16 protein-coding genes are annotated in these 20,179 nt (G+C 62.9%); 10 read left to right on the forward strand and 6 right to left on the reverse strand.

Annotated elements, in window-relative coordinates; genetic code table 11:
- Positions 1 to 21 precede the first annotated feature (21 nt).
- The gene (locus AC1VON_RS09210) at positions 22 to 825 is read right to left on the reverse strand and encodes a DeoR/GlpR family DNA-binding transcription regulator (RefSeq protein ID WP_056565871.1); all 804 of its coding nucleotides are present in this window, start codon (positions 823 to 825) and stop codon (positions 22 to 24) included.
- A 182-nt stretch (positions 826 to 1,007) separates the two neighbouring features.
- Between AC1VON_RS09210 and AC1VON_RS09215 the strand changes: the two genes are divergently transcribed.
- The 3 genes from AC1VON_RS09215 to ggt all read left to right on the forward strand — a co-directional run bounded on the left by AC1VON_RS09215 (position 1,008) and on the right by ggt (position 6,407).
- Complete coding sequence (locus AC1VON_RS09215; protein WP_483121634.1) at positions 1,008 to 3,110, forward strand: bifunctional rhamnulose-1-phosphate aldolase/short-chain dehydrogenase; 2,103 nt, start codon at positions 1,008 to 1,010, stop codon at positions 3,108 to 3,110.
- A 166-nt stretch (positions 3,111 to 3,276) separates the two neighbouring features.
- On the forward strand, positions 3,277 to 4,569 hold the full coding sequence (gene rhaI, locus AC1VON_RS09220) for an L-rhamnose catabolism isomerase (protein ID WP_483121636.1): 1,293 nt from the start codon (positions 3,277 to 3,279) through the stop codon (positions 4,567 to 4,569).
- A gap of 98 nt (positions 4,570 to 4,667) precedes the next feature.
- Complete coding sequence (ggt, locus tag AC1VON_RS09225; protein WP_483121638.1) at positions 4,668 to 6,407, forward strand: gamma-glutamyltransferase; 1,740 nt, start codon at positions 4,668 to 4,670, stop codon at positions 6,405 to 6,407.
- Between the two features lie 47 nt (positions 6,408 to 6,454).
- Here ggt and AC1VON_RS09230 read toward each other — a convergent pair whose 3' ends face one another.
- From AC1VON_RS09230 to AC1VON_RS09245, 4 genes are all read right to left on the reverse strand, one after another.
- Positions 6,455 to 6,790: a hypothetical protein gene (locus AC1VON_RS09230; protein ID WP_445299339.1), complete on the reverse strand. Its 336-nt coding sequence runs from the start codon at positions 6,788 to 6,790 to the stop codon at positions 6,455 to 6,457.
- Between the two features lie 289 nt (positions 6,791 to 7,079).
- On the reverse strand, positions 7,080 to 7,568 hold the full coding sequence (locus AC1VON_RS09235) for a hypothetical protein (protein WP_483121640.1): 489 nt from the start codon (positions 7,566 to 7,568) through the stop codon (positions 7,080 to 7,082).
- A gap of 198 nt (positions 7,569 to 7,766) precedes the next feature.
- Positions 7,767 to 8,207 carry a hypothetical protein gene (locus tag AC1VON_RS09240; RefSeq protein ID WP_056565892.1) on the reverse strand — a complete coding sequence of 147 codons (441 nt, stop codon included), beginning with the start codon at positions 8,205 to 8,207 and terminating at the stop codon, positions 7,767 to 7,769.
- A gap of 433 nt (positions 8,208 to 8,640) precedes the next feature.
- On the reverse strand, positions 8,641 to 10,008 hold the full coding sequence (locus AC1VON_RS09245; protein ID WP_483121642.1) for an aminotransferase-like domain-containing protein: 1,368 nt from the start codon (positions 10,006 to 10,008) through the stop codon (positions 8,641 to 8,643).
- 141 nt (positions 10,009 to 10,149) lie between these two features.
- Here AC1VON_RS09245 and AC1VON_RS09250 point away from each other — a divergent pair, with 141 nt between their 5' ends.
- The 7 genes from AC1VON_RS09250 to AC1VON_RS09280 are packed head-to-tail and all read left to right on the forward strand — an operon-like array spanning position 10,150 to position 19,142.
- Positions 10,150 to 11,469, forward strand: coding sequence for a hydroxymethylglutaryl-CoA reductase, degradative (locus AC1VON_RS09250; protein WP_483121644.1), 1,320 nt, complete (start codon positions 10,150 to 10,152; stop codon positions 11,467 to 11,469).
- Positions 11,470 to 11,471: 2 nt separating this feature from the next.
- Positions 11,472 to 12,479: an ABC transporter permease gene (locus AC1VON_RS09255; protein WP_172352585.1), complete on the forward strand. Its 1,008-nt coding sequence runs from the start codon at positions 11,472 to 11,474 to the stop codon at positions 12,477 to 12,479.
- Between the two features lie 38 nt (positions 12,480 to 12,517).
- Complete coding sequence (locus AC1VON_RS09260) at positions 12,518 to 13,534, forward strand: sugar ABC transporter substrate-binding protein (protein WP_483121646.1); 1,017 nt, start codon at positions 12,518 to 12,520, stop codon at positions 13,532 to 13,534.
- Between the two features lie 15 nt (positions 13,535 to 13,549).
- Entirely contained in the window at positions 13,550 to 15,664 is a 2,115-nt protein-coding gene (locus AC1VON_RS09265) for an ABC transporter permease (protein ID WP_483121648.1), read from the forward strand.
- The gene (locus AC1VON_RS09270) at positions 15,664 to 16,776 is read left to right on the forward strand and encodes an SMP-30/gluconolactonase/LRE family protein (RefSeq protein ID WP_483121650.1); all 1,113 of its coding nucleotides are present in this window, start codon (positions 15,664 to 15,666) and stop codon (positions 16,774 to 16,776) included. Before AC1VON_RS09265 ends, AC1VON_RS09270 begins: the two co-directional genes overlap by 1 nt.
- Positions 16,769 to 18,268: a sugar ABC transporter ATP-binding protein gene (locus tag AC1VON_RS09275; RefSeq protein WP_483121652.1), complete on the forward strand. Its 1,500-nt coding sequence runs from the start codon at positions 16,769 to 16,771 to the stop codon at positions 18,266 to 18,268. Before AC1VON_RS09270 ends, AC1VON_RS09275 begins: the two co-directional genes overlap by 8 nt.
- Entirely contained in the window at positions 18,252 to 19,142 is an 891-nt protein-coding gene (locus AC1VON_RS09280) for a hydroxymethylglutaryl-CoA lyase (protein WP_483121654.1), read from the forward strand. The genes AC1VON_RS09275 and AC1VON_RS09280 overlap by 17 nt, the downstream gene beginning before the upstream one ends.
- Positions 19,143 to 19,307: 165 nt before the next feature.
- On the opposite strand, the gene AC1VON_RS09285 is transcribed toward AC1VON_RS09280, so the two are convergent.
- A complete protein-coding gene (locus tag AC1VON_RS09285) occupies positions 19,308 to 20,132 on the reverse strand; it encodes a universal stress protein (protein ID WP_483121656.1) in 825 nt (274 codons plus the stop codon).
- Between the last annotated feature and the right edge of the window lie 47 nt (positions 20,133 to 20,179).

Genomic DNA, 20,179 nt, shown 5'->3' on the forward strand with positions numbered 1-20,179 from the left:
TCCATCGCCGCTGCGGGCGTCTCAGGCCTGCAGTGAAGATTCTTCCTTTGCCGATTTGCGGGCGACGATCAGCGTCACGCCGGCGGTCTCCAACATCTTGGCTTCGCGATCCTCGATGCCGTCATCGGTGATGACCGTGGCGATGCGCGATAACCCGCACAGGATCAGGCTGGAGCGTTTGCGGAATTTCGAGGAATCGACCAGCACGACCAGTTCGTCGGCCTGGTCGATAAGCTTCTGCTCGGCCTGGATCAGCAGCGGATCGCCTTCCATCAGGCCCAGCGGTCCCAAGCCTTGCGCCCCCATGAACATGCGGCGCGCGTAGAAATTGCGCGTCACGTCATTGTCGAAGGGCGACAGGATGATGTTCTGCTCGCGGTATATGGTGCCGCCCGACAGCATCACCGTATTCTTGGAGTGCTTGAGCAGATGCTCGGCGATCGGGAACGAATTGGTGAAGATCGGCATGCGGCGGCCGGTCAGGAAATGCACCATCTGGAAGGTGGTGGTGCCGCCATTGATGATGATCGGCTCGCCGTCCCCGCACAATTCCACGGCTTCTCGGGCGATGGCCCGCTTCTGCGCGGCGTTGATGGTTTCGTTGACGGAAAAGGGCCGGCCGGCCAGGCCGATGAATTGCGGCGGCGAGATTGCCTCGGCGCCGCCGCGCACCCGGCGCAGGCGCTTTTGTACGTGAAGAGCCGCTATGTCGCGCCGGATCGTCGCCTCGGAGGACTCCGTCAGGTCGACCATCTCCTGCACCGTCACCACAGGCTTCTCCTGGACGGCGGACAGAATGATCCTGTGGCGCTCTTTTTCGTGCATGGTTCCTCCCTGCCTGGCCATCTAGGCACTCAAAACAAGCACTGTCAATCATTTCCGATCATATAATTTCATTGTGCAGTGCAATATGATCGGTCTTGATCGTTTGTGATTGACAAGCGAACCTCTTGCGTAGACATTCCCGGCAAAATGGACCGCGGTTTTGCGTCCCAGGGAGGATACCTATGCTCGACAAGCGCTCCGGCTCGCGCCTTGCCAATCTGTGGGACGATGCGAAAGCCTTGGGGCTGAGCGAGCCTGAGCTTCTGGTCTACCGCTCGAACACGCTCGGCTCCGATAAGCGCGTCACCAACTATGGCGGCGGCAACACATCGTCCAAGATCTGGCAGAAGGATCCGCTCACCGGCGCTGATGTCGAAGTGCTCTGGGTCAAGGGCTCCGGTGGAGACAGCGCTTCGATCAAGCTCGACGGTTTCGCCACGCTCTACATGGACAAATTGCGCGCGCTCAAAAGCCTGTATCGCGGCGTCGAGCACGAGGACGAGATGGTGGGATATTTGCCCCACTGCACCTTCAATCTCAATCCGCGCGCGGCCTCGATCGACACGCCGCTGCATGCCTATGTGCCGAAGCCTTTCGTCGACCACATGCATCCCGACGCCATAATCGCGATCGCCGCTGCCAAGGATTCCAAAGCGCTGACGACAGAGATCTTCGGCGGCGCCATCGGCTGGCTGCCGTGGAAGCGGCCGGGCTTCGAGCTAGGCCTGTGGCTGGAGAAATTCTGCCTGGAGAATCCCGCCGCCAAGGGTGTCATCCTCGAAAGCCACGGCCTGTTCACCTGGGGTGACACGCCCAAGGAATGCTACGAGACGACGATCTCGGTGATCAACCAGGCGATCGAGTGGTTCGAGCGCCGCTCCGAGGGCCTCGCCATTTTCGGCGGCGAGGCGGTCAAGTCGCTTGGTGCAGCCGAACGGCGCGCCATCGCCGCGAAACTGATGCCCAGGATCCGTGGCCTGATCTCGGAAAAGAGCCATAAGCTCGGCCATTTCGACGATTCGGCGGCCGTGCTCGAATTCGTCAACTCCAGGGATTTGCGCCCGCTAGCGGCACTGGGCACCTCGTGCCCCGACCATTTCCTGCGCACCAAGATCCGCCCGCTGGTCATCGAGTTCGATCCGGCCAAACCCGATGTCGATGCGGTGATCGCGCGCCTCGCCTACGACATCGCCGCATACCGCGTCGGCTACCAGGCCTATTACGACAGCTGCAAGCATCCGGATTCACCCGCCATCCGCGATCCCAATGCCGTGGTCTATCTGATGCCCGGTGTCGGCATGTTCACCTTCGCCGGCGACAAGGCGACGGCGCGTATCTCCGGCGAATTCTACGTCAACGCCATCAATGTCATGCGCGGCGCCTCGACCGTCTCGTCCTATGTCGGCCTGCCCGCCCAGGAAGCCTTCGACATCGAATACTGGCTGCTCGAGGATCTGAAGCTGCAGCGCATGCCGAAACCGAAGTCGCTGGCCGGGCAGATCGCGCTGGTCACCGGCGGCGCCGGCGGCATCGGCCGCGCGACGGCCAACCGCCTGTTGCGCGAAGGCGCCTGCGTGGTGCTGGCCGACATCGACGAAACAGCGCTCGCCAGCGCCAATGAGGAACTGGCGAAGGCGTACGGCAAGGATTTCGTCCGGCCTGTGGTCATCAACGTCACCTCGGAGGATCAGGTCGTAGCCGGTTTCGCCGAAACGGCGGTCGAGTTCGGCGGCATCGACATCCTGGTGTCCAACGCGGGTCTCGCCTCCTCGGCGCCGATCGAGGAGACGTCGCTGGCGCTGTGGAACAAGAACATGGACATATTGTCGACCGGCTATTTCCTGGTTTCGCGGGAAGCGTTCCGGCTGTTCAGGGTGCAGAAGATCGGCGGCAATGTCGTCTTCGTCGCGTCCAAGAACGGCCTTGCCGCCTCGCCCAACGCCGCCGCCTATTGCACCGCCAAGGCCGCCGAGATCCATCTCGCCCGGTGTCTGGCGCTGGAGGGCGCGGAGGCGCAGATCCGGGTCAATGTCGTCAATCCGGACGCGGTGCTGCGCGGCTCCAAGATCTGGACCGGCGAGTGGAAGGAACAGCGTGCCGCCGCCTACAAGATGTCCACGGACGACCTCGAGGAACATTACCGTTCGCGCTCGATGCTCAAGCGCTCGGTCTTCCCGGAAGACATCGCCGAAGCGATCTATTTCTTCGCCTCCGACATGTCGGCCAAGTCGACCGGCAACATCATCAACGTCGACGCCGGCAACGCGCAGAGCTTTACGCGCTAGGTCTTCTTCCTTCTCCCTGTTCACGGGGGTGAGAAGTGGTCTGCGAAGCGGACGGAGAGCCAATTGCTTGGCTTCCCGAACGACGAACGCCCGGAGCGATAGCGAAGGGCCGCAGTGCCGGCAGGCGGGACGGCGCCGACGGAACAAATATTGGGAGGAATAGCAGTTGTCCGAAACGATCATTTCCGCCGACGTCGTCGCCAGCCACAACGCCGCCCGCAAGGTCGACCTCGAGCGCGACTACGCCTCGCTCGGCGAGCGCCTCGACCGTCGCGGCATCGCCATCGACGCTATCCGCGACAAGGTCGAGAAATTCGCCGTGGCCATCCCTTCCTGGGGCGTCGGCACAGGCGGCACCCGCTTTGCCCGCTTCCCCGGAGCCGGCGAGCCGCGCGACATCTTCGACAAGATCGAGGATTGTGCCGTCATCAGCCAGTTGACGCAGGCGACACCGACCGTTTCCTTGCACATTCCTTGGGACAAGGCCGACCCGAACCGGCTGAAGCAGGCGGCCTCGCGTTTCGGTCTCGGCTTCGATGCCATGAATTCCAACACCTTCTCCGACGCGAAGGACCAGGCGCTTTCCTACAAATTCGGCTCGCTCTCGCATGCCGATGCCGGTACGCGCCGGCAGGCGATCGAGCACAATCTCGAATGCATCGAGATCGGCAAGACGCTCGGCTCCAAGGCGCTGACGGTGTGGATCGGCGACGGCTCGAACTTTCCGGGCCAGGTCAATTTCGCCAAGGCATTCGAGCGCTATCTCGATGCGATGAAAGAGGTCTATGCCGGGCTGCCCGCCGACTGGAAGCTGTTCACCGAGCACAAGATGTACGAGCCGGCCTTCTATTCCACCGTCGTGCAGGACTGGGGCACCAACTACATCATAGCGAAAGAACTCGGCGACAAGGCGTTCTGCCTCGTCGACCTCGGTCACCATGCGCCCAACGTCAACATCGAGATGATCGTGTCTCGGCTGATCCAGTTCAAGAAACTCGGCGGCTTCCACTTCAACGATTCCAAATATGGCGACGACGATCTCGATGCCGGTTCGATCGATCCCTACCGGCTGTTCCTCGTCTTCAACGAACTGGTCGATGCTGAACTTTCCGGCGCCGACGGCTTTGACCCGGCCCACATGCTCGACCAGAGCCACAACGTCACCGATCCGATCGAAAGCCTGATGCTGTCGGCGGTCGAAGTGCAGCGCGCCTATGCGCAGGCCCTGCTGGTCGACCGCAAGGCACTCGAAGGTTTCCAGGACGGCAATGACGCGCTGATGGCCACGCAGACGCTGAAGGCGGCCTACCGCACCGATGTCGAGCCGATCCTGGCCATGGCGCGTCTGAAAACCGGCGGCGCCATCGATCCCGTCGCCGCCTACCGGGCGGCTGGCTACCGCGCCAAGGTAGCGGCCGAGCGCCCCGCCGTCGCCGGCGGCTCGGGCGGGATTGTCTGACGCGCCTGACATCTGAATTGATCCGTCTGGCCCACCATTGATGGTGGACTTGACGGCGGCGACAGGGTCTTCTGGGCACCCCATCCAGGAGCACCGCCATGCGCCATATCAGCCAAACCCTGATCGCCGTCAGCCTCTCTTTTGCGTTTGCGATAGCGCCACTTCAGGTGACGTTTGCGGCGTCGCCAGCGCCCGCCAAAGGCGAACACGGCATGGTGGTGACGGCTCAGCATCTGGCGTCGGAAGTCGGCGTCGAGGTGTTGAAGAAGGGCGGCAACGCGGTCGATGCGGCGGTCGCGGTAGGCTATGCGCTGGCCGTCGTTTACCCCAATGCCGGCAATATCGGCGGCGGCGGCTTCATGACCATCCGTTTCGCCGACGGCAAATCGACTTTCCTCGATTTTCGCGAGCGCGCGCCGCTGGCGGCGACCAAGACCATGTATCTCGACAAGGACGGCAAGCCCGTGAAGGGCGCCAGCCTGGACGGCTATCTCGCGGTCGGCGTGCCGGGCTCGGTGGCCGGTTTCGAGATGGCGCGCGAGAAATATGGCACCTTGTCCAGGCAGGACCTGATGGCGCCGGCGATCAACTATGCCAAGGACGGATTCATCCTCAATCAGGGCGATGCCGCCTCGTTCGCCAGCAGCGCTGAAAGGTTGGCGAAGGACCCGGCCGCGGCTGCCGCCTTCCTGAAGGCCGATGGCAAGCCCTACGGCATCGGCGAGCGGCTCACCCAGCCTGATCTTGCCGCTTCGCTCTCGGCGATATCCGAGAAAGGCCCTGACGCCTTCTACAAGGGCGCTATTGCGGACGCGATCGTCAAGGCGAGTGGGGCCAAGGGCGGCATCTTGGCCAAGGCCGATTTCGAGCAATATGCGGTGCGCGAATTAAAACCGGTGACCTGTTCCTATCGCGGCTACGAGATCACGTCCTCGCCGCCGCCGAGCTCAGGCGGTGTCATCATTTGCGAAATCCTCAACGTGCTCGAGGGCTATCCGCTGTCCTATCTCGGCGCTGGCTCGGCCGAGACGGTGCATGTCATGGTCGAGGCGATGCGCCATGCCTATGTCGACCGTAACTCGGCACTCGGCGATCCCGATTTCGTCGACAACCCGGTCTCGAAATTGCTTGATAAAGCCTACGCCAAGGACATCCGCGACAAGATCGACCCGTTCCGCGCCGGCGTGTCGCAGGACCTGATGCCGAAGGGTTTTGGCGAGTCGAAGGAGACCACGCATTATTCGATCATCGACAAGGATGGTAACGCGGTTGCAGTGACCTATACGCTGAATGGGTCCTTCGGCGCAGGCGTCGTCGCCGACGGCACCGGCATCCTGCTCAACAACGAGATGGATGATTTCACCCAGAAGCCCGGCGTGCCGAACCTCTATGGCCTGATCCAGGGCGAGGCCAACGCCATCCAGCCGAAGAAGACGCCGCTCTCATCGATGAGCCCGACCATCGTGGCCAGGGACGGCAAGCCGTTCATGGTCATCGGCAGTCCCGGCGGCTCGCGCATCATCACCATCACGCTGGAAGCGATCGTCAACGTCATCGACCACGGCATGAACATCCAGGAGGCGATCGACGCGCCGCGCATCCACCACCAATGGCTGCCTGATACGGTCTATGTCGAGCCGTTTGGACTTTCGCCCGATACCGAAAAGCTGCTGGCCGGCATGGGCTACCACCTAGATCTCAGCGACCAGACCTGGGGCCAGGCGGCCGGCATTCTCGTCGGCGGCAAGAGCCTGGCGGAAATCGAGAAGGGCGGCGGCGCACGCTACAATGGCGCCATCGACAGCCGTGCGGCATCGGGGGAGGCTCTCGGATATTGATATCCGGGTAAACCCCTTGGACAGGCGCCGGCTCATGGCCGGGGCCGTCAAGTGACCAGCGTGATAGTCGATGCAATCAGCATCAGGGCGGCGATGCCGACGAACAGCGCATAGATGCGCGGCCGGTCGAGCAGAAGCGCATTTCCCGATATCCAGGCCGAGGTCGCCCCGCCAAGCGCGAAGAGGAATCCGTTGCGATGGCCGAAGGTCATCGACGCGGCCATCAGCCCGCCAATGATCAGGGCGCCGAATACGATGATCACGGCGACCGCGTATTTTTCGAAGTCGTTGCCGCCGCCCATGGCCGGGCCGATTGCATTCAGATTCGGCAGGTCGTCCGGATCGAAAGACCCGTATTCGTCTTCACCGATGGATTCTCGCATCACTCGTTCTCCGCTGACCGGCAACAAACCATCAACACTTGCCGAGTGCAACCCGATCGCACGTTCCTCTCCATGTTGACCGCCGTCTTCAACACGTTCCGGCGGCACTTGTCATCGATTTTTCGGCCATCTGGCTCGAACGCGACACGAGTCCGTGCCCCGGGGCACGCCGCCATCCCATTCCATATGGACCATGTTCGCGGAAAAAAGATGATGCCGCCGATCAATTCAGCATGCTGAGGGTTCTGCACGACTGCGGCGGCGAGTCGCAGTGCCCGCCACTGCGCCATCATTCTCGTGAAGGGGAGGCGCTCAATCGACGATAAGGGACACCATCGAAGCTTGCCGTCACAAAATCGGTGACGGACATCTTGCGCTTTCGTCCATCGCTGCAGGTGTAAACCGGCCAACCGGCATCGCTGCATTCGCTGGCAGCGCAGATACGCGCCAGGCAGTTACCGATAGTCAACCGGAAGCCGCCCTTGCCGGCGAAGCCTTGCAACAGGCTGCCGTCCGCCGAGCGCCATGTCCGCGCACGGAATTCCGCCCGCAAAAGCAATGGTTCGAGAGAGACCGCAAGATTGGTTTCGCCCGCGCGTCCCGTGAACTGCAGACGAAAGCGCGCCATTGCACTCGTGTATGCGGTCACGAGATCCGATTCGCGAAGATAGGAGATCGGCAGGTTGGAGCGGTCAAGCAGATGAGACACACGCTTGCTCGCCTCTATCGGTGTCAGCAAGGCAACAAAGGTAAGAAGGGCAAAGAATGCTCGCGACATTTTCAGCAGCCATATCGATCTCGGCCTGCCGGTCTGGCCCCGGTTGCCCCTTCGTAACATCCCGCCAATCGTCGCCCTGCGCAAGCCGCTTGCCCACGCGGTCCATAAGGCGGCCGAGTGTGCAACTCGCAAGGCCACCGATGGCGAGGTACAGTCGGCGTTGCGGCAAGGAGGAGACCTGCCACCAGCCAGGATTCCTCAGCTGGCGCGCGCCGGCGGCAGTTCGAACAGATTGGCGCCGTTCTCCTGGCCGCGCTCGACATAGCCGATGACGCTGAACCATCTGGCGACGTCAGGCCCCTGCAACCAACTGCGTGAGTGGATGGGGAGGTTGCCGGCGAGCGCCTGGATGTGGCGGATGTGCCGCTTGCAGAAACGCACGGTCGAGGCGCGGAAGAAATCCTCCTGCGCGGCAAACAGCGTATCGGCGGCGTCGCTGTTCTCATGCCAGGCGATGATCGCTACGGCCTTGTCACCCTCGACAAGCGCGTGCGCGCGGCCTTCCTTCAAATTCATCATCAGATTGTCGTAGGCGATCTTGCTGTCCTTACCGGCCGCCGCGTATTCGTCCGACATCCGCTTGGACAAACCATGGAAGACATCCTCGAGATCCCCGAGCGTCGCTGCACGTGCTCTCATTTCACCTCCTGCAGCCCCTCCGGGAAGTTTGCCCTAAGGATGGGGGATCACCAAGCAAATCAATTCCGCTGACGGGTCGAGTAGAGCAAAGTCATTCCAGGCCGACACCACCTAAACTGCCGAACGTATTCTGGCGCTCGACGCGCTCTTCGCCACAATCCGCGTAAAGCGGCGAAGCCGAGCAGGTACAACACGCTGCCTACCCAGAACGACACGACGGTCGCGGCGCTGGAGAGACCAACCGAAGCCAGCTTTCCGTCTCCCCACGCGCTTCTTGGGGTGGCGGCAGCCGTACGGGCGGCAAAGATCCAGGCGTGCTTCCCAGCCGATTTCGAAAGTGCCGTACTGCACGCGATCAATGGCGGCGGCGTCCGAGTGCGCAGAAGGTTCACTGCTTTGCCCATTCGATCAGGAAACAGTGAGTGATGCCGCGTCAGGACGTTCTTGCTCGCTGCATGAATTCAAAGAAACGAGGGTCCGAAGCCCACGCAATGTTCACGCGAATACCAGCTTTGCCTGGCCGGCGTTCCGGCGAAAACACCGTGCCTGGCGCGATGAAAATCCCTTCGCGAGCCCCTTCCCGGGCAAGAGCGATGTCGTCGACGTGGTCCGGCAGCTCCAAATAGACGTAGTACCCGCCGGTGGGTTCGGCAAAGAGCCGCAGGCCGATCTTCTGAAGACGAGGGACGACCGTTTCGGTCGCCTGGCGCACACGTTGCCCGAGGCGCTTCAGGTGCCGCCGGTAATGGCCCTCGTTGATCAACCCATGGATCAACCGCTCGATATGGCCAGAGCTGTTGACGGTCGTCAGCATTTTCAGCTCGGCCAGCGAGGCGATGAGGTCGGGGCGTGCCGCGATATAGCCGCAGCGCAGGCTGGCCGACAGCGTCTTGGCGAAGGTGCGCACGCAGATGACGTTCTGCAATTGGTCGAGCGGTGCCAGGCCCACGCCGCGCACGGTTGGCAGATCGATGAACGGGTCGTCCTCGACCACCAGCATGTCGTATCGCGCGGCGATCGTCAGGATCGAATGGGCCGTCGGGAGGTTGGTCGAACTGCCGGTTGGATTGTGGGCGAGCGATTGGGTGAAAAACAGCTTCGGGCGCTCGCGCTCGGTCTTGCCGGAGAGGTCCTCTATATCCGGCCCGTTCGCGGTTCGCCTGACGCCGACCATGCGGACCTGCGCCAGCTTCAGCTTGGCGAACAGCGGGTAGTAGCCGGGATCGTCGACCAGCACCGTGTCGCCGGACACCAGAAAGCGGCGTATGATGAGGTCGAGGGCATGGTTGGCGCCGAACGTCAGCAGGATCTGATCCGGCGCAGCCTGCACCTCGCGTTCCATCAGATCGAAGGCCAGCCGCTCGCGCAGCGCCGGCAGCCCCATCGCCGAGCCGTAGCCGTCACTGCTGGATCGGTGGTTTCTGCCCAGCAGCCCGAGGTGACGCCGCACCTCGGACTCCTCCATCCATGAGGCCGGGGGGCGGCCGTCGCCGACGCGGATTGAAAAGCTCTCCTCCAGCTGTGCATTGAGCAGGGAGGCGATGTCCACCGCCTCGGCCACATGAAGCGGGCGCTCGCTTGGCTTCTGCCGGCGTCGTTCGGCGACGGTGAAGCCCGCGCCCGGTCGTGACAGTGCAATTCCGGCCGAAACCAGGCGGTCGTATGCATCGACAATCGTGTTTTTGGAAACGTCGAACTGCTCGGCGGCCTTGCGTATCGACGGAAGCTTGGCGCCGGCGATGAGTGAACCCGTCTCGATGCGCCTTCTGATTTCGTTGGCCACGGCCTCGGCGCGCGTCATCTTCTGTTCCTTGCGGCGGCGTGCCCGGAAATGAACTGGTACAGTTGGCCGCTGTTTCTTAAAACTGTACCTTGCCTGATGGTATCAGTTGGACGATAGCTGGCTCAACAAGAAAACAGCATTCGCAGGGAGGCGATGGTGATGGGAGCAGTCTTGGACGGCGTCGAGCCGCGGCTGAATTCCCGCATCGAGAAGTTTCGCGATCTGTCACCGGCAGATCGCCTGGCGAAGGCCGGCGAGGCTGCGGGCCTTTCTCAGGCGGACCGTGACGCCTTGCGCGGGCAAGGCGCGCTTCCGCTCAACATTGCCGCCGGCATGATCGAGAACGTGATCGGCACATTCGAGATCCCGCTCGGCGTCGCCACCAATTTCACCATCAACGGACGCGATTATCTCATCCCGATGGCGGTGGAGGAGCCTTCCGTCGTCGCCGCCGCATCCTATATGGCGCGCATCGCTCGCGGCTGTGGCGGGTTCGAGACGTCGAGTACGGCGCCGATCATGCGGGCGCAGGTTCAGATACTCGACATATCCGATCCGCATGGGGCGCGGGCCCGGCTCCTGTCGAGCCGCGATGAGATCGTGGCCGCGGCCAATGAAAAGGACCGGGTCCTGAACCGGCTCGGCGGCGGATGTCGCGATATCGAGGTGCAGGTGTTCGAGGACACGGCCGTCGGGCCGATGGTGGTGCTGCATCTTCTCGTCGACGTGCGTGACGCGATGGGCGCCAACACCGTCAACACCATGGCCGAAGCGGTCGCGCCGATGATCGAGCGGTTGTCCGGCGGTGTCGTTCGGCTGCGCATTCTTTCCAACCTTGCCGACCTGCGGCTGGCGCGAGCGCGGGTGCGCCTGACGCCGGAGGCACTGGCAACGCGGGAGTTCACCGGCGAGCGCATGGTCGCCGGCATTGTCGAGGCCTGCTCGCTGGCGGTCGTCGATCCGTATCGCGCCGCAACGCACAACAAGGGCATCATGAACGGTATCGATCCGGTCGTTGTCGCGACCGGGAACGACTGGCGCGCGATAGAGGCCGGCGCGCATGCCTGGGCGGCGCGCACTGGGCGCTACACGTCGCTCAGCCGTTGGGAAGCCGATGCGGCCGGCGCCCTTGTCGGCACGCTGGAAATGCCGATGGCGCTCGGCCTTGTCGGCGGCGCCACCAAGACGCATCCGGCCGCGCGCGCCGCGCTGAAACTGCTTGGCGTGAAGACCGCGCAGGAGCTTGCCGAGGTCACGGTGGCTGTTGGTTTGGCGCAGAACATGGCAGCGCTGCGGGCCCTGGCCACCGAAGGCATCCAGCGAGGGCATATGGCCCTGCACGCCCGCAACATCGCGATCGTGGCGGGGGCGGTTGGCGATGACATCGAGACAGTGGCCAAGGAACTTGCCGCCAATCACGATGTCCGTGTCGATCGCGCCAGGGAAATTCTATTGAGACTCGGCAAGGAGAAGGGCTGAGCGTGAGCGACGCAACCGCAAACGGCTATCCGGCAAGGGCTCAAAGCCTGCTGAAGACCCAGGAAGGCATCGTGCTGGTGCTGGCGGTGCTGGCCTTTGCGCTCTTTTCCTTGCTGCTGCCGTCCTTCTTCAGCGCCGGCAACATCCTCGCTCTGGTACGAAGCGTGTCGATCCTCGGCATCCTGGCGCTAGGCATGGCGCTGGTGGTCATCGCCAGGGGCATCGACGTCTCGATGATAGCGACGATGGTGGTTTCCGTTTCATGGGCATTCGTGATCGCGCGCTCGGGCTATTCGCTGGAGTTCGCATTGCTGATCGGAGCCCTGTTCGCGATCGGCGCCGGGCTGCTGATTGGGGCATTGATCGCCTTCGGCGATGTTGCGCCCATCTTTGCAACACTTGCCGCCGGTTCGGTGATCTATGGCCTCGGCAGGACCTTCTTCTTCACGCTGGAAATGCAGAACGTGCCGCCGGGAGCCGAATGGTTTTCACTTATCGGCCAAGGTCGCATTCTCGGCATTCCGGTGACCGTGGTGGCGTTTGCCCTGCTTTGCCTGGTGCTGCACCTGGTGCTCAGCCGCACGCGGTTCGGCTGGCAGATCTATGCCATGGGCAACAACCCGGCAGCTGCCAAGATCATCGGCATTCCCTATCGGCCGATGGTCGTTGCGCAATATGCGATCAGCGGACTGATCGCCTACGGTGCCGGACTGATCCTTGCCTCGTCTGCTTCGGCGATCAATGCCCGGCTTTTCAACTCGACGATGATCTACGACATCCTGCTGGTCGTGGTGCTCGGTGGCATTGGCCTGAATGGTGGCCACGGCAAGGTCCGAAACGTCATTCTGGGCACCATCTTCGTGGGCGTCCTGCTCAACGGCATGACGATCATGAACATCGACTACACGATCCAGAACCTGGTCAAGGGCGTCGTGCTGCTTCTGGCGATCGTCATCGATTCACTCGTCAATCCACGTGACGAGCAGACATCCCAGCAAGGGGATCTCTGAGAACCAACCAAAACGCCAAATGCAATGGGAGGAAACCAATGCGACTTATGAAAACGACAAGATGGCTTGCCGCGGCCTGTATCGCCCTGGCGGGAGTGGTCACGGCCAGCGCGCAGGACAAGGGCCTGGAAAATCCACGCTCGACGACGTTCCACAAGACGCTTGAAGGCAAGAAGGTCGTCTTTCTGCCGCTGTCGATGGGCTTCGACCTCACCGAAGGCTGGGCAGCCGTTATGCGCCAGCAGGCCAAGCGGCTCAAATACAGCTTCGAGATCCGTGATCCAGCCTGGAGCACCGACGCCGGCACCAAGGCGCTGCAGTCGCTGATAAGCGAGAAGCCCGATCTGATCGTCGCGCACAATCCCGACATCCAGTCCTACGCCCGCCTGCTGGCGCAGGCGCAGGCCGCCGGTATCAAGGTGGTGCAGATCAACCTCGAATCGAACACCCAGACCGACTCCTATGTCGGCGCCGACTGGACCGAGATCGGCGAGCAGGCGGCGCAGGCCGTGGTCGACAAGTGCAGCGCCGGAAAGGGCGCCTCGACCAAGGTGGCAATCGACACCGGGGTGCCGACGGCGGCGTCGGACGTCTTTCAGCTCGACGGCATCTATCGCGTGCTGAACCAGCATCCCGATATTCAGGTCGTCTCGCAGCAGGCCACCGAATACAATCCGGAAAAGGCGCGTTCGATCATGGACACCGTGCTGCAGCAGCATCCGGACCTCTGCGGAGCCATCGGCATCTGGGACAACCAGGATACCGGCACGGCGTCCGCCATCCAGCAGGCCGGCAAGAGTGCCCAAGTCTTCCTCGTCACCAGCGGTGGCGGCAACAAGGTCGGCTGCGAGAATGTCGAGAAGGGCCTGTTCAACCTCTACATCAGCTACAACGTGCCGCTGCAGGGCGAAATCCTGAATGCGGAGATCGCGCGCTTGCTGCTTTCCGACGGTGCCGCGGGCGAGACCAAGACGCTCTACTTCAATCCGCTTACTCAGATCACCAAGGCAAACGTCAACCAGCGCAATTGCTGGACCCTGGACGACCTGAAGTAACGGATAACAGGACCGATGGCCGCCAGTGACGTGCTGCTGCGACTGCGCTACCGGTTCGTGCCGGACCGCCTGTTCGGCGAACTTCTGACCAAGAGCTGGATTGACAACGTCATTCCGGCCCTTGCGTTGGTGGTTACGGTTCTGGCCATGATCTGGACCATTCCCGGCTTCGTGTCGGCCGGGACGTTCTCGGATCTTGCCCGCCAGGTGTCGGAGTTCGGCCTCGTCGCGCTGGCCCTGACGATCGTCATCCTTTCGGGCGGCATCGACCTCTCGGTCGGCTCCGTGTTCGCTCTTTGCGTGCTGGCCGCGCTGGTGTCGATGAACGTGCTTGGCCTGCCGATCGGCGTGGCGCTCATTGCCACGCTGGCGACAGGAATTGTCTGTGGATTGCTGAACGGCGTTCTTATCGGCTACCTCAGGCTGCGCGCCTTCATCACCACGCTGGTGACGCTGGTCATCTACCGCGCGCTCTATGACATCATCTTTCCGCGCCTTGCCAGCGCCATCGTCGGCTCGATGCCGGTGTCCCCGACATGGGACCTGATCGGCTTCGGTTCGTTCCACGGCGTGCCGGTCTCGTTCGTCATCTTCGCCATCATTGCCATCGGCGCGCATGTCGTCCTGTCACGGCTCAGGCCGGGCTGGCGTCTGCGCGCGGTCGGCGGCGCGCGGCGGTCGGCATACAATGCTGGCGTCAACGTCAAGCTGACCGTCTGCCTGGCCTATGTCGCCTCGGGCGTGCTGACCGCAATTGCCGCCTTCCTTTTTTCAGCCCGGCTTGGCAGCACCGGCGCCGACACCGGAATAGGATTGGAGATTTCGGTGCTGACCGCCGTCGTGCTTGGCGGCGTTTCGCTGGGTGGTGGCCGGGGTTCGGTCGGCAATGCGGTGATCGGCTCCATTCTGGTGCTGATCCTGACGAACGGGCTAATCCGGCTGTCGATGCCGGGCTCGGTCAACCAACTGATCCTCGGCCTGGTTCTGATCGCCGCCGTGCTGTTCGACGCCAAATGGGTGAAGAACCGCGGCAAGCTCTTGAACAAGGTCTATGTTTCGCCGACGTATCTGCGCCTTCCCGAGCAAGCGGCCACGGTGGGAAGCAGCGTGCTGGCCGTCAACGACAAGCTTGGCGCCACGCAACTGATCGGGCTCGGCGACGTCGAAGGGCCTGAAGATGTTGTGCTCGACCGCGACGACAATCTCTACACGGGAACGCGACACGGCACGATCATGCGCTTCCTGGCGCCGGATTATGGGCGCTGCGAGGTCTTCGCCCGCATTGGCGGGCATCCCCTGGGTCTCGCTTTCGCGCCCAATGGCGATCTTTTGACCTGTGTCGGCGGCATGGGGCTCTATCGCGTTGCGCCCGATGGAAAGGTCTCGAAAGTCACCGACGAAACCAACCGCAGCTTGCTGTCGGTGATCGACGATTCGCGGCTGCGGCTTCCTGACGATCTCGACATCGCACCGGACGGACGCATCTTCTTCAGCGAGGCGACGATCCGCTACGAGATGTCGGAATGGGCGGTCGATGCTCTCGAGGGCAGGGGCAATGGGCGCCTGATATGCCATGATCCGAAGACGGGCTCCACGCGCACCATCCTGCGCGGCCTGATTTTTCCCAACGGGGTCACCATCTGCCGCGACGGCCAGTCGCTGCTTTTCGCCGAGACCTGGGCCTGCCGCATCAACCGCTACTGGTTCGACGGGCCGAACAAGGGCAAACGCGAGATCTTCGTCGACAATCTTCCCGGCTATCCCGACAACCTCAACCGCGGCTCGGACGGCACTTACTGGATCGCGCTCCTCGGCATGCGCACCAAGACCTTCGACCTGGCCATGCGCAAGCCTGCCTTCCGCCGCCGTATGGCCAGGCGTATCGCCGCCGATGAATGGATGTTTCCCAACATCAATCGCGGCTGCGTGTTACGCGTGTCGGCGACCGGCGAGATCATCGATGCACTCTGGGACAAGGCTGGCGAGAACCATCCCTCGATCACCTCGACCTGCGAGCACAAGGGCTGGCTCTATCTGGGCGGAGTGTCCAACAACCGCATCGGCCGCGTCCGCGTCGAGGGCGCCGACCCGCAATGGACGGCGCATGACGATTATTGGGGGAAGCGCTGATGGTGGGCCTGGGCACATTGGTGCGCCGGCTGTTTTCAGCCGATGATGCCGGCATCAGCGTGCCGGCGATGGACGGCGTCTTCAAGCCGGACAACCGGCTGGAAGAGGCGGAGCGGCTGCTGGCCCTTCCCGGGATTGACAATCTCGTCGCATCGCCGACAGGGCTGCTTTGCAGCAGCGACAAGACGCTTCTCAGGATTGACCTCGACGGCGCGCGCGTTTCGCCTGCCGCCGTGGCGGAGTTTCCCGCACCGGTGACCTTTGTCGCATCGGCGCCCGGTGGCCGGCTGGCCGTCGGCATCGAAGGCGATGGCTTGCATGTCGGTCAGGCAGGCACCTGGAAGCGGATCGAGCTCGCGCCCGACATGACGTCGTGCCTCACCGCCGGCGTCTTTGCGCCTGATGGGGCGCTGTTCGTCTGCGTCGGCTCGCGCAAGCATTCGACGCGCCATTGGAAACGCGATCTGATGGAACACGGCGCAAGCGGCGGCGTGTTCGCGGTCGACCCCACCGAGGGCTCAGGCCGCGCGCTTGCCCAGGGCCTGGCCTTCCCCAACGGCGCGGCATTCCTCGGCGACGGCCGCCTGGCGATCAGCGAAAGCTGGCGCCATCGTGTTATCGTCATCGACCTGAAATCCGCGGCGCGTCCCATGGCGATGCTGGAGGATTTGCCGGCTTACCCCTGTCGGCTTTCATCCGCCGCCGGCGGTGGCCTGTGGATAGCGCTGTTCGCACCGCGCCGGCAATTGTTCGAACTGGTGCTGCGCGAGGACGACTACCGCCGCGAAATGATGGCGACGATCGATCCTGACGAATGGATCGGGCCGGAACTCGCCGGTTCGGCGAAACCCGACCAGCCACTGAGCCAGGGTTCCATCCGGCAGATGGGCGTGCTCAAGCCCTGGGCGCCGTCGCGGTCCTATGGCCTGGTCGCCCGCTGCGACGACAAGGGCCTGCTGCGCGAGAGTTGGCACAGCCGCGCCGATGGCTCCATGCACGGCATTACTTCCATTTGCGAATATGGCGGCCGCGTCTATGCCACGTCGCGCGGATCGGGCACGCTGCTGCGCTTGGCAGTGCCGGCAGATGACGGTGGATCCGTGCATGGCTGACATCGTCGAATTTCGCAAGGCGACCAAGGAGTTCCGCGGCAACGCGGCGGTGCGCGCCGTCGATTTCACACTCCGGCGCGGCGAAGTCCATGCACTGCTCGGCGAGAACGGCGCCGGCAAATCGACGCTGACAAAAGTGCTCGCCGGCCTCTATCCTTTGACCTCTGGCGAAATGCTGATCGACGGCAAGCCGGTGAGCTTCTCGTCTCCGGGCGAGGCCATGAAACATGGCATCGCCATGGTCTTCCAGGAAACCAACCTCGTCCAGTCCATGAACGTCGCCCAAAACATCTTTCTCGGCGAGGAGCGTTTTTTCAACCGGCTGCGCGGCGTCAACATCCGCGCGCAACAACATTTGCAGCGGCTGAACTTCCATGTCGAACCGACAGCGCTGGTGTCGACGCTCGGGGCGGCCAAGAAACAGATGGTCGAGATTGCCCGCGCCGTCCATCACAAGGCCCGCATCTTCATCTTCGACGAGCCGACGGCAACGCTCACCCCGGAGGAGAAGCAGCACTTCTTCGCGCTGGTCGAACGGTTGAAGGGCGAGGGCGCCTCCGTCATCTTCATTTCGCATGCGCTGGAGGAGGCGCTGTCGATCGCCGACCGCATCAGCGTGTTGCGCGACGGTGCGCTGATCGCCACCGACGATGCCCGCAATCTCACCCGTGAGAAGATCGTCCAGGCCATGGTTGGCCGGCAATTGACCGATGCACTCTACGGCGATGCCGCCGCAAGGCGTGTCGCCCGCCGTCCCGGCGACAAGGTCCTTGCCCTGGAAAACGTCTCGATGGGCAAGGCGGTGCGCAGCGCGACACTATCGGTGTTCGCGGGCCAGGTCACCGGCCTGTTCGGGCTGGTGGGTGCCGGTCGTACCGAAATGATGAAGATCGCCGCCGGCGTGCTGAAGCGCGACTTTTTCCATGGCGGGCGCATCCAGCTGCGCGGCGAGACAGTGCGCTTTCGCGTCCCGCGGCAGGCTGTGCGGCGCGGCGTCGCCTACATCACCGAGGACCGCAAGCTTGACGGTCTGTTCGACACGATGGGCGTCGTCCAGAACGTGTTCCTTGGCAAGCTGGCGAAGGGGTCCAATCCGGTCACCATGGTCGGCATGAGCGAGGCCAGGCGACAATCGGCCGAATGGATCGAGGCCATGAAGGTCCGTTCGATCGGCGGCAACGCCAAGGTGGTGGAGCTGTCGGGCGGCAATCAGCAGAAGGTCGTGATAGCCAAATCGCTGATCCAGGAGCCGTCACTGATCATTTTCGATGAGCCGACCCGCGGCGTCGACGTCGGAGCGATCGCCGAGATTCATCGGATGATCGAGAAACTCGCCGATGCCGGCGCGGCCGTCGTGGTCATCTCCTCCTACCTGCCCGAAATCCTCAACCTGTCGGACCGCATCCTGGTGGCGCGTCAGGGGCGGATCGTCGAGGAGATGACCATCGACGAAGCATCGGAAGAAAAGATCATGTATGCCGCCGTCCACTGAACCGTTGCGCGTGGAGCGCCAGGTTACGATCGTCGAAGTCGGTCCGCGCGATGGGTTGCAGAACGAAAAGCATTTGGTCTCGACCGGGCTGAAGCTGCGCCTGATTCGCATGCTGGCTGATTGCGGTTTCGCCCGCATCGAGGCGACGGCCTTCGTCTCGCCGAAATGGGTCCCGCAGATGGCCGACCATGACGCCGTCATGCGGGGCGCGGTGCGTCGTGCAGGCCTCGTGCTTTCCGCCCTGGTGCCCAATGAGCAAGGCGCCCAGGCGGCGATCACGGCGGGCGCGCAGGAGCTTGCGGTCTTCACCAGCGCCTCCGAGACGTTTTCGAGGCGAAACACCAATTGCACGATCGAGGAGGGACTGGCCCGTTTCGTGCCCGTGATCGCATTGGCGGCCGAACACGCCTTGCCGGTGCGGGGCTATGTTTCCTGTGCCGTCGACTGTCCCTATGAAGGTCCGATCGAGCCTGGCGCGGCCGCGAAAGTCGTCGCGCGGCTGCGCGATCTCGGCTGTGCGGAAATCGCCGTCGCCGATACGATCGGCATGGCAACCCCCGAACGCGTGCACGCCATGGTGCTGGCATGCCTCGCGGAGGCGGAGGCGACGCAACTCGCCGGCCATTTCCACGATACCGGCGGCATGGCGCTGGCCAATGTCGATGCGGCATGGAGCCTCGGGCTCAGGGTCTTCGATTCCGCGGCCGGCGGGCTCGGCGGCTGCCCCTACGCCCCCGGTGCGGCGGGCAATCTTCGTAGTGGTGCGCTGGTGGAGCATTTCGCATCGAGGGGGATCGCGACCGGAATAGACAGCGAGCGGCTGGCCAACGTGGAAAACATGCTTGCCGACCCCGTGTTTCTTGGCAAGCGGTGAGGGTTAAAAAGCCAAATATTTCATTGGTTTGCCGTACCCCGAGGCGTAGAGGCTTCGGCGAAAGGTCCGATGGCTTAAGGAGTATTCTCCTCGCAGATGCGCTGAGGCGTAACTGCGCCCAAGGTCGATCGTATCAAGACTTAGCATCTTTCGGACCCACTAACATCAGCTCGACATCAGCCGATTAAGCCAGACCTCATCCAGCAGCGAATGGGTAACGCCGCCGAACGCCCATTCCCTCAGCCGGCTGTGCCCGTAGGCGCCCGACACGATTAGGTCTGCTTTGACGGAGGCCAAGAAGTCTATGAGTCGATTTCCTTCCTCGTCTGACTTCAGGATTTCGGTCCCCGCCTTGATGCCGTGCCCGGCGAGGAAACTGGCGACATCCTTGACTCCGTCCCCGATCCAGTCACCCGGATTGCGATCAATCGCCACCACAGTGACTTCATTGGCCATGGCCATCAGTGGCACCGCATCTGCCACGGCGCGCCTTGCTTCCCGCGTGTCCTTCCAGGCGACGACCACCCGGCCGAGCGGCAAACTCGCCGCGCCACGGGCGGCGACCAGGACAGGTCTGCCGGCGCGCAGCACCAAACTGCCCGGATCAGCCATACGGTAAGCGTCGCCCGTGGATGCGCCAAGCGAAGCGCCAGTGACGACGAGGTCGGCGAGAAGAGAAGCTCTGGCGAGGGCGTGATCTGGATTCTCGACCGTGTCACGCCATTCCGCCCTGACCGTTCCGGCGACGAGCCTGTCGAACTTGGAATGCCTGTCATTAAGCCGTTGCCGGATCTCGATCCTCGATTGATCCCAAAGTTCAGCAGCGATCGCCGCGCCCTCGGGCGCCATCGTGACCGGCAGCGGAGCGTCCGCGGCGCAGAAACCGATCAGCTTTGCATCGAAACGTTTGGCAAGATCGATGCCGACCCGCGCGAGCGGTTCGATCGAACCATCGATGCCCAAGTTCAACAGAATGGATTTGTAGCTCATCGGGGCGCTTCCGCTTGAGAGATTCGGTGCACCGAAGCTAGCCTTGC

The sequence above is a fragment of the Mesorhizobium sp. HAY1-8B genome, assembly GCF_056868045.1.